The organism is Wenyingzhuangia sp. 2_MG-2023 (assembly GCF_030548295.1).
Lineage (GTDB): Bacteria > Bacteroidota > Bacteroidia > Flavobacteriales > Flavobacteriaceae > Wenyingzhuangia.
Genome location: NZ_JAUOSB010000017.1, coordinates 18,217 through 33,126, shown reverse-complemented (window position 1 = coordinate 33,126; position 14,910 = coordinate 18,217). Strand labels below are relative to the sequence as shown.

The 14,910-nt window shown below is 32.5% G+C and carries 15 protein-coding genes; 9 read left to right on the top strand and 6 right to left on the bottom strand.

Annotated elements, in window-relative coordinates; genetic code table 11:
• Window positions 1-162: 162 nt before the first annotated feature.
• The 4 genes from Q4548_RS13900 (at window position 163) to Q4548_RS13885 (ending at window position 3,249) form a co-directional block, all read left to right on the top strand.
• Window positions 163-696, top strand: coding sequence for an RNA polymerase sigma factor (locus Q4548_RS13900; protein ID WP_303456002.1), 534 nt, complete (start codon window positions 163-165; stop codon window positions 694-696).
• A 5-nt stretch (window positions 697-701) separates the two neighbouring features.
• On the top strand, window positions 702-1,115 hold the full coding sequence (locus Q4548_RS13895; RefSeq protein ID WP_303456001.1) for a hypothetical protein: 414 nt from the start codon (window positions 702-704) through the stop codon (window positions 1,113-1,115).
• A gap of 23 nt (window positions 1,116-1,138) precedes the next feature.
• Entirely contained in the window at window positions 1,139-1,357 is a 219-nt protein-coding gene (locus Q4548_RS13890) for a hypothetical protein (RefSeq protein ID WP_303456000.1), read from the top strand.
• A 119-nt stretch (window positions 1,358-1,476) separates the two neighbouring features.
• The gene (locus tag Q4548_RS13885) at window positions 1,477-3,249 is read left to right on the top strand and encodes an ABC transporter ATP-binding protein (RefSeq protein ID WP_303455999.1); all 1,773 of its coding nucleotides are present in this window, start codon (window positions 1,477-1,479) and stop codon (window positions 3,247-3,249) included.
• A 137-nt stretch (window positions 3,250-3,386) separates the two neighbouring features.
• Here the strand turns inward: Q4548_RS13885 and Q4548_RS13880 are convergent, their stop codons facing one another.
• The 5 genes from Q4548_RS13880 to Q4548_RS13860 form a co-directional block, all read right to left on the bottom strand.
• A complete protein-coding gene (locus Q4548_RS13880; protein ID WP_303455998.1) occupies window positions 3,387-4,412 on the bottom strand; it encodes a serine hydrolase in 1,026 nt (341 codons plus the stop codon).
• Window positions 4,413-4,588: 176 nt separating this feature from the next.
• Window positions 4,589-5,827, bottom strand: a complete 1,239-nt coding sequence (locus tag Q4548_RS13875; protein ID WP_303455996.1) for a GNAT family N-acetyltransferase — start codon at window positions 5,825-5,827, stop codon at window positions 4,589-4,591.
• Window positions 5,828-6,022: 195 nt separating this feature from the next.
• Complete coding sequence (gene map / locus Q4548_RS13870; RefSeq protein ID WP_303455995.1) at window positions 6,023-6,787, bottom strand: type I methionyl aminopeptidase; 765 nt, start codon at window positions 6,785-6,787, stop codon at window positions 6,023-6,025.
• A gap of 103 nt (window positions 6,788-6,890) precedes the next feature.
• Window positions 6,891-7,385, bottom strand: coding sequence for a VOC family protein (locus Q4548_RS13865; protein WP_303455994.1), 495 nt, complete (start codon window positions 7,383-7,385; stop codon window positions 6,891-6,893).
• 74 nt (window positions 7,386-7,459) lie between these two features.
• A complete protein-coding gene (locus Q4548_RS13860; RefSeq protein WP_303455992.1) occupies window positions 7,460-8,275 on the bottom strand; it encodes a helix-turn-helix domain-containing protein in 816 nt (271 codons plus the stop codon).
• Between the two features lie 380 nt (window positions 8,276-8,655).
• Here Q4548_RS13860 and Q4548_RS13855 point away from each other — a divergent pair, with 380 nt between their 5' ends.
• Window positions 8,656-10,257 (top strand): aryl-sulfate sulfotransferase, encoded by a 1,602-nt coding sequence (locus tag Q4548_RS13855; protein ID WP_303455991.1) that lies wholly within the window; start codon window positions 8,656-8,658, stop codon window positions 10,255-10,257.
• A 300-nt stretch (window positions 10,258-10,557) separates the two neighbouring features.
• Here Q4548_RS13855 and Q4548_RS13850 read toward each other — a convergent pair whose 3' ends face one another.
• On the bottom strand, window positions 10,558-11,139 hold the full coding sequence (locus tag Q4548_RS13850; RefSeq protein WP_303455989.1) for an AbiV family abortive infection protein: 582 nt from the start codon (window positions 11,137-11,139) through the stop codon (window positions 10,558-10,560).
• Between the two features lie 352 nt (window positions 11,140-11,491).
• Here Q4548_RS13850 and ccoS point away from each other — a divergent pair, with 352 nt between their 5' ends.
• From ccoS to Q4548_RS13830, 4 genes are read left to right on the top strand one after another with little or no spacing between them, the layout of a single operon-like run.
• Window positions 11,492-11,677, top strand: coding sequence for a cbb3-type cytochrome oxidase assembly protein CcoS (gene ccoS, locus Q4548_RS13845; RefSeq protein WP_303455986.1), 186 nt, complete (start codon window positions 11,492-11,494; stop codon window positions 11,675-11,677).
• Between the two features lie 7 nt (window positions 11,678-11,684).
• Window positions 11,685-13,856, top strand: a complete 2,172-nt coding sequence (gene ccoN / locus Q4548_RS13840) for a cytochrome-c oxidase, cbb3-type subunit I (RefSeq protein WP_303455985.1) — start codon at window positions 11,685-11,687, stop codon at window positions 13,854-13,856.
• 1 nt (window position 13,857) lies between these two features.
• Entirely contained in the window at window positions 13,858-14,022 is a 165-nt protein-coding gene (locus Q4548_RS13835; RefSeq protein WP_303455984.1) for a CcoQ/FixQ family Cbb3-type cytochrome c oxidase assembly chaperone, read from the top strand.
• Between the two features lie 12 nt (window positions 14,023-14,034).
• Window positions 14,035-14,901 carry a cbb3-type cytochrome c oxidase N-terminal domain-containing protein gene (locus tag Q4548_RS13830; protein WP_303455982.1) on the top strand — a complete coding sequence of 289 codons (867 nt, stop codon included), beginning with the start codon at window positions 14,035-14,037 and terminating at the stop codon, window positions 14,899-14,901.
• Window positions 14,902-14,910 lie beyond the last annotated feature (9 nt).

The window sequence follows — 14,910 nt, the reverse complement described above, 5'->3', positions numbered from 1 at the left end:
AGGTTTGTCACTAAAATATAAAAATTAATAAATGAAACTGTTTGTAAGAATTAAAATATTTAAAAAATCAGAAGAAATATTTTTAACAATTTTTTCAAAAAAATGCAATAGATTTTAAAATCTACGTCTTTTATAACAAAGCCTCTTGAAAAAGGTCTCAGAATGAAATCAGAATCAGAAAATAATAAAAAGCTACAGGAGTTTTTTGGTAAAGAATACCAGTCACTTCGGGCTTATATAAGTAGTAAAATTAGGGATACTGCTAGCAGAGATGCTGAAGATATTCTTCAGGACGTTGCTTTGAGTTTGTTTTCAGGTGCTGATAGGTATGCTCCTATAAATAATGTTGCAGGTTTTGTGTATCGTTCTATCAAAAATAAAATTATAGACGTTATGCGTGTTCAAGCCCCTACAAATATTGTGCATGATGAAGGTTGGGTAAAATTGTCTGAGAGTTTGGTCAATACAGAAGATTCAGGTTTTCTAGCAGAAGAAATAACACTGCTAAAAAAATGTATTGATGAACTAAAGCCAGCATACAAAGACATCATTATAGCAGTAGATATTGAAGGATACTCATACAAAGAAATTTCCAAACAAACAGGAATTTCTCAAGGAACATTGATGTCTAGAAGGCATAGAGCCATCGGGATTTTGAGTAAAAAGGTAGAAATAGAAATTAATAATTTAAAATAAGGTTGATGATGAAAAAATCTTTAAAGCACAAGTTTAGAGGAAAATCTCCTGTGCAAATTGTGGGAATGGTAATTTTAGGAATAATAGCTGTTGTAGGATTGATGATCTTATTTGGCTTTGTAATTATGTGGTTGTGGAACTGGCTAATGCCAACTATTTTTGGTTTGCCTATGTTGTCTTATTGGCAAGCAGTGGGACTGTTCGCTTTGTCTAAATGCTTGTTAGGAGGCATGTGTGGTGGAGGTGGAGGTTCCAAAAAAAGATCCAAAAAACACGATTGGGATTGTAAAAATAATTCAAAAACAGAATTTTCTAAATGGAAATACTACGATCAGTTTTGGAAAGAAGAAGGAGATGCTCATTTTCAAGAATTTGTAGCAAAACAAACAGAGCAAAAAGAAACACTTAACAGAGAATAAGCAACCGAATAATTTTAGAAAATATGGAATTGTTGATATTTAAATCTGATATCAAATCACAAGCACATGTAAAAAGAGTAGAACCTCTTTTGAACAATTTAGAAGGTATTTTGGATTGGTCTGTAGATTTGGAAGATATAGATTGCGTACTTAGGGTAGAAACGACTGAAAGTCTAACAGCAACGTCTTTTAAAAATCTGTTGGACAGTAATGGCGTTTTGTTGCAAGATTTACCAGACTAACCATTCGTTAACAAATTACAGAGATGGATGTATCATCATATTTCAGTTCACCAATTCTAATTGTACAATGTCAATTATAAACAATCAGTACCCTATCTTTGGGTACAAAATAAATCAACATGCAATCGTACCAAAATAACCCTAAGGATAAAAAAAATAAAAAGTCTAAGATTACATTAGCTTCGGCTTTTAAGAGTATTATTTGGCCGAGACGAAATTTGGTGTTTATCGGATTGATCTTGATTGTTTTCAGTCGTTTGTCAAGTCTTGTATTGCCATGGAAAACCAAAGTGTTGTTAGACGATGTGATTCCGAACAAAAACTTTGACGAATTGTACAATTTGTTGATACTGGTAGCAGGAGCCATTTTAATACAGGCAGTAACGTCTTTTTTATTGACTAAAATTTTAAGTGTTCAAGCTCAATATTTAATTTCTGAATTGAGAGCACAAGTACAAAAAAAAGTGTTATCACTGCCAATTAGCTTTTTTGACAATACCAAATCTGGAGTTTTGGTGTCTAGAATTATGACCGATGTAGAAGGAGTCCGAAATTTGATTGGAACGGGCTTGGTACAATTGGTTGGAGGAACCATTACTGCTGTAATTTCATTGATTTTATTGATCAAAATAAGTTGGTCTATGACATTGTTTGTGTTGTTGCCAGTAGGAATTTTTGGAGTAGTTGCTCTAAAAGCTTTTGCCTACATCCGTCCGATTTTTAGAGTTCGTGGAAAAATAAATGCTGATGTTACGGGGCGATTGACAGAAACCTTGGCAGGTGTGCGCGTTATAAAAGCTTTTAATGCAGAGGAACAAGAAAACAAAACGTTTGAAAAAGGAGTGGATTTGTTGTTTCAGAACGTGAAAAAAAGTTTGACAGCTACTGCTTTAATGACCAGTACATCTACTTTTTTATTAGGAATAGCTTCTACGGGAATTATGGGGATTGGTGGTTATAAAATTATGGTAGGAGAATTGACAACGGGAGATTTCTTGTCGTTTACATTGCTTTTAGGATTTATGATTGCACCCATTGTACAAATGAGTAATATTGGAAGTCAGTTGACAGAAGCTTTGGCAGGATTGGATCGTACCGAAGAATTGATGAATATGAAAGCAGAAGATGAGGATGAAAATAGAAATATTGAGCTAGAAACTTTGAAAGGAGATTTGGAGTTCAACCAGGTTTCGTTTGCTTATGAAGAAGATAAAGAGGTATTGCACGATATTAGTTTTAGTGCTCCTTCTGGCTCTGTAATTGCGTTGGTGGGAAGTTCTGGTTCAGGAAAATCTACCATTGCGGGCTTGTCTGCCACGTTTTTAAATCCAAAATCTGGAACCATAACGATTGACAATCAAGATTTGTCTAAAGTAAAATTAAACAGTTTTAGAAAACATTTGGGAGTGGTGTTGCAAGATGAGTTTTTGTTTGAAGGAACCATTAGAGAAAACATTCTTTTTCCTAGACCCAATGCTACGGAAGAACAATTGCAAAATGCAGTGGATGCTGCTTATGTTAATGAATTTACAGATCGTTTTGAAGAAGGTTTGGATACTTTGATAGGAGAAAGAGGGGTAAAGTTGTCTGGAGGTCAGAGACAGCGAATAGCCATTGCAAGAGCTATTTTGGCAGATCCCAAAATTATTATTTTAGACGAAGCAACTTCTAATTTAGATACCGAAAGTGAGGTATTGATTCAGAAAAGTTTGGCACAGTTGACAGAAAACCGAACTACGATTGTGATTGCCCACCGTTTGAGTACCATTCGCAAAGCAGATCAAATTTTAGTGATAGAAGGAGGGAAAATAGCTGAAAGAGGAAATCATGATGAATTGATTGCTGCGGAAGGTCGTTATCATCAATTATATACTTATCAAGGGAAAATTTAAGAGTATCGTGTGTTAGTTTACTAATAGTCAATTAAATTTTACGATTTAGTAGTCATTATATACACAACTTTGAGCAAAGTTGTGTATATGGTCTTTTGATCAATTAAACTGCATATTATTTATGCAAATTGTTGTGGCTAGTTTTTATTTTTTAAGATTTTTACAATTCGGTTAATTGTGATTTCCGATAAATTCCATTCATAACCATTAAAATCTGTGGTATTGATGAATTGAACCACTACCGCATCTAGATCTTCGTGGTATTCGGCAAGACTTTGATAGCCGACAACCAAACCTCCATGATTGTATTCATAAGGATAGATTTCCTTTTCTCCTTCGTCAAATACCGAACCATCGTTTAAAGCTCGCAAAAATATACCCACATCTTCTGCTGTAGCCAACATTCCATATTCACGTGCTTTAAAGTCTTCCTCATATCCCACATAATATCCACTCATGACATTATCTAAATCGACTTCAGTAATCGAAAAAAAAGTGTTTTCTAGCTCTAGTGGAATCAATATTTTCTCTTTGATATACTGATTGTGATTATACCCTAAAACACTGTCCATAATGCTGCGAAGCAATAAGTAATTTGTGTTTGAATATTGATATCCTTTATTCGGTTCAAAACTGGCGGGCAGGTCCAGAGCATAATTCAAGGCATTTTTGCCATTTTTCTGTTCGTTTTCCCAATACGCTGGATTATCTGTGAAATTTGGAATACCAGAACGGTGCTGAATCATCATCCTCACGGTAATTTCTTCAGCATTTTCAATCCTACCTCTAAGTTCGGGAAGATAATCAGCGAGCGTTTTATCAAAAGACAAAAGCTTCTCTTTGACCAGTTTAGTAGCTGCTAGAGCGGAGTATAATTTACTAATACTGCCAATTTTGAACAATGATTTTGGGTCTGTTGGTATTTTATTTTTTCTATCTTTCCAACCACCAGTGTAATATTCTGGAGGTTTTCCTGCTTGGTCCACATAAACAATCATGCCGTCAAAATCATGTCCAATAGCTTCATCTACTTGTTCTTGAATAGTGTCAGGTAGAGGTAAAATCCAGGCTTTAACCAAAATCCATGGAACAAACAACATGGAAATTGCCGTTCCAACGAACAAAATAATTCTGATTATTAAGGTCTTTTTTTTCTTAGTCATAATATACTTGAACGACAGTTTTTCAATTATCTACAGCTTCTTTACACACCTATTAAAAGTTCATGTCACCCTACCAACATTCATAGACAGCATGACTTTGTATAGATTTTATCAGTTCTAAAAGTATTGTTTTTTAGTGAGTTTATACATTGGTTTTAGAGTAAAATTAAGAATTGTTAGCTTTTGATAGCTATTATTTCTTTTTCCATGCAATAAAATGGGTATTCTCTTTCGGGAAAATGTACGTTACCACGTATACAATAATTTCGTTTTTTATAAAATTCAACAACGCTTTTATTTTTGCTGTAAGCATCTAATCTGATAGAAGTGTAGTTGTTTTCTTTTGCATAGTTTTCTGCATAATCCATCAATTTTTTAGCATAGCCATTTCTCTGATGTTTTGGCTCAATTATAAGTCTATGAATGACTAATACTTTTGTAGGATCAAATTCCCAAGGAATCAATTCATATTCGCTTTCCTGTTCTTCACTTATATGTATGGCTCCAATTATTTCGGTATTGTTTTTTAGTGTATAAAGAAGATGTTTTCTTAAATCATTTTCAATAATTGAGATTGTTGGATAGGTAGCTGTCCATTGATAGATTTTACTTTTTTCTAAATTAATTTTACCGTTTAGATAAATTTGAAATATTTCTTTTAAATCGCCTAGTTGTCCTTTTGTTATTTTTAATTGATTGATTTCTGTGGTTTTTAATTCGGTGTCATAAATTAAAATTCCTTGATCTTTACTGTTAAGGTGTTCAATTAAGACTCCATGTTTGTTCCAAATTGCACTTTGTCCAGCACTCATAAAGTTGTCGCAAAAACCTATACAGTTAGACATTAAAACGGGAGTTTTAAATTCTTTTGCAGTTTTTGAAAAGTGTTTGTATGCTTTTTCCACACCATCTTTTGATTTTGCAACACTTGCAATATAAAAATCGATATTGTTTTGAGAGGCATTTAGAAAATGTTCTCGTTGTAAAGTTTCATAACAAATTCCTAAGGCAATTTTTTTCTTTTTAATGGTTAAAATTGTTTGTTTATTTCCACAAACAAAATAAGGCAATTCGTCTGAATGTAGCATTTGTTTGGAATACACGATGCTTTTTTCTTTTGGCTGAAAAATGAGCATACTAATCTGTATTCCGCTGGTTGTTTTTGTAGGCATTCCTATTCCAATTGTAATTTCATTTTTATCAGACAGTTCTTGAAATGGGGTGAAAATGCTGTTTTTTATGTCAGTTGCAAGTTTTTTAGCTAAATCTGGTTCGTAATTGGTTATAGACAATTCAGGAAATATGATCAAATCTGAATTTATTTGGATTGCAGATTCAACCATTCTCAAGTGATTTTGAATGTTTTCTTGAACCTTTCCTTTTAAAGATTTTGTTTGTGCAATGCAAATTTTCATTTTTTGATTTAGATGGAGTTTATATTTCTATGATCAAATTCTTTATCTTGGATTGTCACCTTTTTTAGATGTCTGTACCACACAAACAAAATATTCTTCAGTCAACGTTTGTGAATAACATCACTTTCTGAATAAGTTGTTTTATGAATCTTAAAAACAGTATTTATTAGATTGAATCTTTGTTAGCTAGATTTTTTAATTCCAAATACCATTAGATTCTGTTAGAATGACAGGAGAATTATCTGTTACCAATATTGTTTGCTCATGCTGAGTAACATATCCACCTTTATTTCCTACTAGAGTCCAACCGTCATTTAATTCAACAGCAATGGTTGACTTTGTTGAGATAAAAGTCTCAATAGCAACGGTTGTATTTTTTTTAAATCGTTCTCGATTTGTTTTTACTCTATAATTCAAAATATTTTCAGGTTCTTCGTGCAAGCTTTTTCCAACCCCGTGCCCAGCTAAATTTTTAATGACTTTAAATCCCTGCTTTTTAGCTTCGGTTTCTATTAGGAGTCCTATATCTGCTATTTTTACACCTCCTTTTATATTGTTAATGGCTTTGTGTAAAATATGTTTAGAAGCATTTACAAGAGGTTGATGGTTGTGAATATCTTTACCAATTACAAAAGAATTTCCGTTGTCAGACCAGAAACCATTCAATTCCGCCGAAACATCAATATTAATTAAATCACCTTCTTTGAGTATTTTATTTTCAGACGGAATTCCATGTGCAACTTCTTCATTTACGCTTATACACGCATAACCAGGAAATCCATAAGTTTCATAGGGTGCTGATTTGGCTCCGTAACTTTTTAGAATTTCACTTCCGTAATCATCTAATTCTTTAGTAGACATTCCAACTTTGGCATACGCACTCATTAGTTTAAGAGTTGTTCCAACAATCTCACTAATTTTTTTCATTCCGATCAATTCGGATTCTTTTGTTATTGACATTTCGTATAAATCTTAATTGACTTAAAAATAATCAAATAAGTTTAAGCGAACATCGTAAAGAAGTATAAAACTTTGAGCAAGGAGGGAATCTTGTATTTGTGCTTTAGTTTGGTGAATTTAGACCAAGTTTATTTCCTTCTGTATCTAAAAACAAAGCAAAAAATCCACTTTCATCAGCATGAGCTGTTTTTGGAACAATAATTTTTCCTCCATTTTTTTCTACCTTATCTAGAATAGTCTGAAGATTGTTACCACCGTTTAAATAAATAGTTACTCCATTGGAACTAGGTTTGTATCCTTCTCCTTTTACTATAACTCCTGTAACTGCTTGGTTTTTATAAGGAAAAATTCCCATTTCCATTCCAGGTATTTTCATTTCTTCAATATTAATCTCTAAAATTGCTTGATAAAAACTGACTGCTCTTGAAAGATCTGTTGCTGGAATTTCAAAAAGTGAAATAAAACTGTTCATATCATTGGTTGTTTGCTTCTGATTCAAATCTGTTTTTTGAACTTCTGACTTAGATTTATTTTGATTGTTACATGCCACAAGGCTAAAAATAAAAATTGTAGTAATGTTTAGTAAAATTCTTTTCATGGTTATACGTTTAATTAACAATCTAAAATTAGCAGATATTATAGTGTTAAAATTGTAAAAATGCGACACTCCATCTACTTGTAAAAAAGAGTAGAAATGGTCATGTTTTCATTTCCTAAAAATTCTTTTGGATTGGTTCCTGTAAACTCCTTAAAGTCTTTTATAAAGTGTGCTTGATCATAATAGTCACTTTTGTAAGCAATATTTGTTAGGCTTTCGGTCTCATTGTTGAGCAACATTTTTAATGCGGTTTGAAGTCGAATTAATTTACCCAATTGCTTTGGGCTCACTCCAATTTGTTTGGCAAATTTTCTCTCAAGTTGTCTTCTTTTGGATAAATCACCTTTAAGAATCGTTTTTATGGATGCGTTGCCATTTGTTGATAAAAGAGAGTCAATGGTTGTTTTTACAATATTCTCAATAGTTACTTTTTCGTTTAACCTTTCTAGAAAAAATTTTTCAATAATTTCTATTCGTTGTTTCACGTTTTTGGCTAATATTATTTTTTCTTCTAATTCCTTAGCCATTTTTTTTTCAAACAACAATTCTATTGGGGTTTCAGTATTTGCTAGGTTTTTTAGAGGTTTTTTTATGAAATTTGAAAACCCGTATGGATAAAATCGAACGGCAAACGTATTTACATCCCCCGTTGGTTCTATATAAAAAGGTTTACTGATGTGCCCAATTACCATTGCACGAGGTTGTAAGATAAATTCATCTTCTGATGTGTATCGTTTTATATTGTCTCCAAGAATAAAAGCCATTTCAATACAACCGTCAGGAACAATTCGTTGTTTTTTAGAATCATGATCAGCAGGAACTTCTAAAGTCCAATAACAGCTAATAATTAATTTTAAATCTGGATGAGGCTGAAATGTTTGATAATTCATTTATAGATCGGTAATCAATGTTAAAACGTAATATTGTTTTCTGAATTTTAAGTTGACTCTAAGCTACAAATTTGAGTTCATTTACAAAGATTTGTTTTTGAATTTTAAAACTAATAATTTTTATAGATTTAGGTTTTTTATTTTATCAGTTATTTATCTGATATTTAGTTCTTTAAAATAAATAAACTCCCGATTTATATGATAAGCTAGGATCCTCACACGATGTAGTCATGTAAGCTTTTGTTGAGTAGGAATATTTGAATGATGGATAAAATTTTAGCTATTGCATAGATAAGTCAATCGGTTATGCAAACGTTTGTATTTTTGTTTTTAATTCTCTATTTTTGAGTTTGTTTATTGAACTAATACTGAAAAAAATTTTGATTAAAAACATAACATTCATACTTATTTTAACTGTTTCTATCGTTAGGTCACAAACTCCAACAGTTGGATTGATTTTTTCAGATGACAACGTTTCGGAAGGATACACGCTATTTACTCCAGAGGTAAACAATAGCGTATATTTAATTAACAATTGTGGTGAAAAAGTAAATGAATGGACTTTTACGGAGTTGCCAGGAGCAACCTGCTATCTTTTAGAAAATGGAACTTTACTAAGGGCAGGAAGAAATATGTTAGAAATTAGAGATTGGGACAATACAGTACTTTGGAACTATGAAATGAATGCTAATGAATTAAATCAACACCATGATATTGAGCCGCTTCCAAATGGAAATATTTTATGCATAGTTAGAGATAGTTATACCAATACAGAGATTATTGCTCAAGGTAAGAACCCACTTACAGTTGATCAAGTTATTGACCTTGATAAAATAGTTGAATTGAAACCGATTGGAACGAACGATGCAGAAATTGTTTGGGAATGGAAATTTATAGACCATATAATTCAAGATTATGACAATACAAAACCAAATTTTGGTATTGTTGAAAATCACCCTGAACTTATGGATATAAACTATATAGATTCTGATATTGAAAATCTCGAAAGAGGTTATACGCATGTAAATGGTATTGATTATAATGCAAATCTTGACCAAATTATGATCTCTGCAAGAAACTTAAATGAAATTTATATTATTGATCACAGTACCACAACTGCTGAAGCTTTAGGTCATACAGGAGGTAATTCAAATCTTGGAGGAGATGTTTTATGGAGATGGGGAAATCCCCGAGTTTATAAGCAAGGAGGGGTTGAAAACCAAAAATTATTTTCACAGCATGATGTAAAATGGGTAGAATCAGGATATTTAGATGAAGGTAAAATTTCTGTTTTTAACAATGGAAGTACTGAAACTAGAGCCTACAGCACGGTTCATTTATTAGATCCTGAGATTTCTGGTAATACTTATATTAAAGAGAACAATACATTTAAACCATTAAATTTTAACTGGTCTTGGGGTGGCTCTATATTAGAAAAAACCATGTATGAAGAAATAAAATCTGGAACACATAGTCTTCCTAATGGTAACTTTATAATATGCGAAAGTTCTTTAGGACAAGTTTCTGAAATTACAAAAATGGGTGAGCACCTATGGACTTATAAAAATCCTTCAGGAAATAGCATATTTAATCAATTTGAAACTTTTTCACCCTATTCTAATTCTATTTTTAGAGCTGAAAAATACCCTAGCAATTATATTGGTTTTTCTGGAAAAGACTTAACTCCTAAAGGTATTATTGAAAATGAAAATTCCATTTCTAGTGCTTGTGCAACATTAAGCATTGTACAATACGAGATCAATAATATTAGAATCACAAATCCAGTTATAGACAATGTTCTAAAATTTAACCAAACAATCAAGCTAGATGCAATAAGAATAATAGATGTTAATGGGAAAGTTATATCTACATCCCAAAACTTTTTTAATGACCATTTAGCTATAAATGTCAAATCAGGTTTTTATTTTATTGAGTTTGAAAAAGAAAAAATAACCAGACGACTAAAAGTTATAGTTAACTGATTTTTATTACTATAAGTCACAAACCTATTAACTCATTCTAGTAAAGTAACTACAGTTTTTTAATTAAAAGGACTGCTAATTTATTGGTCGATTGATTGTGTTTCAGCTATGTGAAATTCCTTCAGAAGATCTCAAGAATTCAAAACTCAACGTTTACATATTAAATCTAATGTTGTTACAATATTTTAAAAGTAGTTATTGGAATGATATCAAGTATTTGGCAACTTAGTAAACATATACAAAATTTGAGCAAGAAACCAAACCCGTATTAATTTTAGCCAGTGTTAGCTGTAGAATTTTTTACCCAAATTTAATTTTTCTGCTAGTTCTATTTTTTTCGTAATCTATAATGTCTTTTATAAAAGGATTATCCTTATTGTTTTTAATATAATCAATACTTTTCTCTTTATCATTAGAAAATTGAATGGTAATTTTTGTGAAAATTTTCACATACTTTAAAGTCATTTCAAATAATTCTTTAGCATCCTCTTCATTAATACATTCAGATGGTAACTTAAAGTTATTTTCATTATTCCAAGTAACGTATGTTGATTGATTTTTTAGGTTGTTCATTATATTCACATCAATTTCTTTATCAGTGTTGAATATGTTTAATAGTTTAAAGTTTTGAATTTTTTCTTTATGGTTGTGATATCTTTTACGAACAACTACCTCGTCAATTTTTTCTTCCCAGACAATAAATGATAATAATTTTAGTAGCATTGCACATTTAGAAGCTTCTTCAATTGCAAAATGACTTAATAAATATGCTCTTGCAAATTTGTCATTTTTAAAAAGTAATTCCGATTCATCTATTAATTCTTGTGCATTTATCACATTGCTAATTATTCCCTTTAATATAGAATCAAAATTCAGTTTCATTTTTTTATTTTACAGCCAACCCCTTACATCGTTACTTAATGTCATCCCATCAACATTCACGGACGACATCATTTTAGCTTTTTTATCAAATCTAAAAGTATTGTTTTTTATTGAGCTTTAACGCTGTTTTAGAATAAAACTAAGAATTGTTAGTTTTTATTTAGATGTCATTTTTATAAGTTTCAATCCTTTAGAATCTCCCTTTTTTTGAAACCTAGAGAGTGGCGTTTTTCAGACTAAAACGCTTCTTTTAATAGGTTTTACAACCTTTCAAGGCATAAAAAATCAAACTATGATAATAGTCATTTTTTAGAGAAAGCCTTCCCAATACTTTTGTTGTAAACAATTCAGCATGGGAGTTATTTATATTTTAATCATTGTAAGTCTTTTTGTGGCCATCATTTTTTTGGCGGTATTTTTTCTTGCGGTTAAAAATGGTCAGTTTGAAGATCATGAAACTCCAGCCATGAGAATTTTGTTTAACGATACGTTGAGTGTTCAGAAAAAAGAGAATAAAACAGAAACAATAATCGAATAATTAATTTATGGAAAAAGAGCAATTTTATTACGATAATAAGGTCGTAAAGAAATTTATTTACGCAACAATGTTTTGGGGACTCATAGGGATGTCCGTGGGACTATTATTAGCTTTTATGTTCATCTTTCCAGAGCTTACACAAGGTATTTCTTGGTTGAGTTTTGGTAGATTGAGACCCTTACACACCAATGCGGTTATTTTTGCTTTTGTAGGTAACGCAATTTTTGCTGGGGTGTATTACTCATTACAACGATTGCTAAAAGCGAGAATGTTTAATGATTTGTTAAGTAATATCAACTTCTGGGGTTGGCAAGCTATTATAGTTGCAGCAGCTATAACGTTGCCTTTAGGATATTCTACAAGTAAAGAATATGCTGAGTTGGAATGGCCAATAGATATTGCAATTGCACTGATTTGGGTAGTGTTTGGTATCAACATGATTGGAACTATTTTAAAACGTAGAGAACGTCATTTGTACGTAGCTATTTGGTTTTATTTAGGAACATTTGTTACGGTAGCGGTATTGCACATTTTTAACAGTTTGGCATTGCCGGTGTCTTTTACCAAAAGTTATTCAGTATATGCAGGAGTGCAAGATGCTTTGGTGCAATGGTGGTACGGACACAATGCGGTGGCTTTTTTCTTAACCACTCCGTTTTTAGGGTTGATGTATTATTACGTGCCTAAAGCAGCAAACAGACCTGTGTATTCTTACAGATTGTCTATTGTTCACTTTTGGTCGTTGATTTTTATCTACATCTGGGCAGGACCTCACCACTTATTGTATACTGCGTTGCCAGATTGGGCTCAGAATTTAGGAGTTGCTTTTTCTGTAATGTTAATTGCTCCATCTTGGGGAGGAATGATCAATGGATTGTTGACCTTAAGAGGTGCTTGGGACAAGGTAAGAACAGATCCTGTTTTAAAATTTATGGTGGTTGCCATTACAGGATATGGTATGGCTACGTTTGAAGGACCTATGTTGTCTTTAAAGAGTGTAAATGCTATTGCACACTTCTCAGATTGGATTATTGCTCATGTACACGTAGGAGCTTTGGCATGGAATGGTTTTATGACTTTTGGGATGATTTATTGGTTGGTTCCAATTATGTTTAAAACCAAATTGCATTCTACCAAAATGGCAAACGTCCACTTTTGGTTGGGGACTCTAGGGATAATTTTATACGCGTTTCCAATGTACATTGCAGGGTTTGTACAAGCATCTATGTGGAAACAATTCAACCCAGATGGAACATTGGTATACGGTAACTTTTTAGAAACAGTAACACAAATTATACCTATGTATTGGATGCGTGCTATTGGAGGGACTATGTATATTTCTGGGGCAATTGTTATGTTGTTCAACATGGTAGCAACCATCAAAAAAGGATCTGAAGTAGAGGATACTTTGGCAGAAGCAGCTCCATTGCAAAGAATTAGAAAAGGAAGATTGGCAGGAGAAACTTGGCACCAGCAATTGGAAAGAAGACCTGTGCAGTTGACCATTTTTGCAACCATTGCTATTTTGATAGGGGGAATTGTGCAAATTGTTCCCACGTTGATGGTAGAATCTAACATACCAACCATTAGCAGTGTTAAACCTTATACTCCTTTAGAATTAGAAGGTAGAGATTTGTACATACGTGAAGGTTGTGTGGGCTGTCACTCTCAAATGGTTCGTCCGTTCCGTTCAGAAGTTGAGCGTTATGGAGAATATTCTAAAGCAGGAGAGTTTGTGTATGATCATCCATTTTTGTGGGGATCCAAACGTACTGGGCCAGACTTGCACAGAGTGGGGATGAAATATTCAGACAGTTGGCATTTCAACCATATGTTAGATCCACAAAGTACGTCTCCAGGTTCTATCATGCCACCTTACGCTTGGTTGTTAAAAAATACCTTGGATAAGAGTGCTACAGAAGACAAATTAAAAACAATGGTTTCTTTAGGAGTTCCTTATACCGAATATGAAATAGACAATGCTCAGAAAAGTATGAGTGCTCAGGCAGATATTATTGCAGAGAATTTAAGACAAGATCCTTCTTTTGTAGAAAGTTACGAAAGTGCTCAAACAGAAGCAAAAGCTTCAGGAAAGGAATTTGTACCTATTCAAGAAAGAGAAATAGTAGCCTTGATAGCTTATTTACAAAGATTAGGAACCGATATAAAAACAAAATAAGATGCTGAAATTTATTAAAAATCACATGGTTACCATTGATGGGATTGAAATTTATCCTATCATCTCATTGTCAATATTCTTTGTGTTTTTTACGCTCTTATTTTTTTGGGTGTTCAAAGCAAAAAAAGAGTATTTAAAGAAAGTTAGCAATTTACCTTTTGAATAAAAAGACAAAAATATGAATCAAAAAAACAAACAAATAGTCGGCTTTGTCATCTTAAGTGTGGTGGTGGGTCTTATCATAGAATGGATGTTGCCATCTGGAAATGGATACAGCGCTTTACTTCCTTTAAAAATTACCTTGTACTTAATTTTTGTAGGTGCGTTGTTTAGCGCAAGGTATGTGGTAAACAAAATGAACAACTTGTATTTGTCTTTGTCTACAGAAGAAGAGAAAGAAGCCTTTTTGGAAAAACAAGAAGCTAAAAAAATAGATTGGTCAGATTGGAAAAGCATTGTAAAAAGTTTGTCTGATGCAAAACCTATTGAAGAAGAAGAAGAAATTATTTTGAACCACGATTACGATGGAATTCGTGAATTGGACAACAATTTACCACCATGGTGGTTGTACGGTTTTTACATGACGATTGTATTTGCATTTGGATACATTGTGTATTACCACGTGTTGGATGGAGATACTCAAAAAGATGAATATTTGGCAGAAGTAGCTCAGGCAAAAAAAGAAATAGCAGCTTATGAAGCTACACAAGAAAAGGTGGATTTGACCGCTTTGGATACAGGAAGTAATGAAGAAGGAAAAAAATTGTTCAAACGTAACTGTGCTGTGTGTCATGCTGTTGATGGAGGTGGAAAAATAGGACCTAATTTAACAGATGATTATTGGATTTTAGGAGGAGGTATTGAGAATGTATACAATACCATTGCCGAAGGAGGAAGACCTGGAAAAGGAATGATTGCTTGGAAAAATAGTTTCAGTCCACAAAAATTACAACAACTTGCTGCATACGTAGTTAGTTTGCAAGGAACCACTCCAGAAGCTCCTAAAGAACCACAAGGAGAAATATACAAAGTAGAAAAAAAGTAGTTGTTTTGT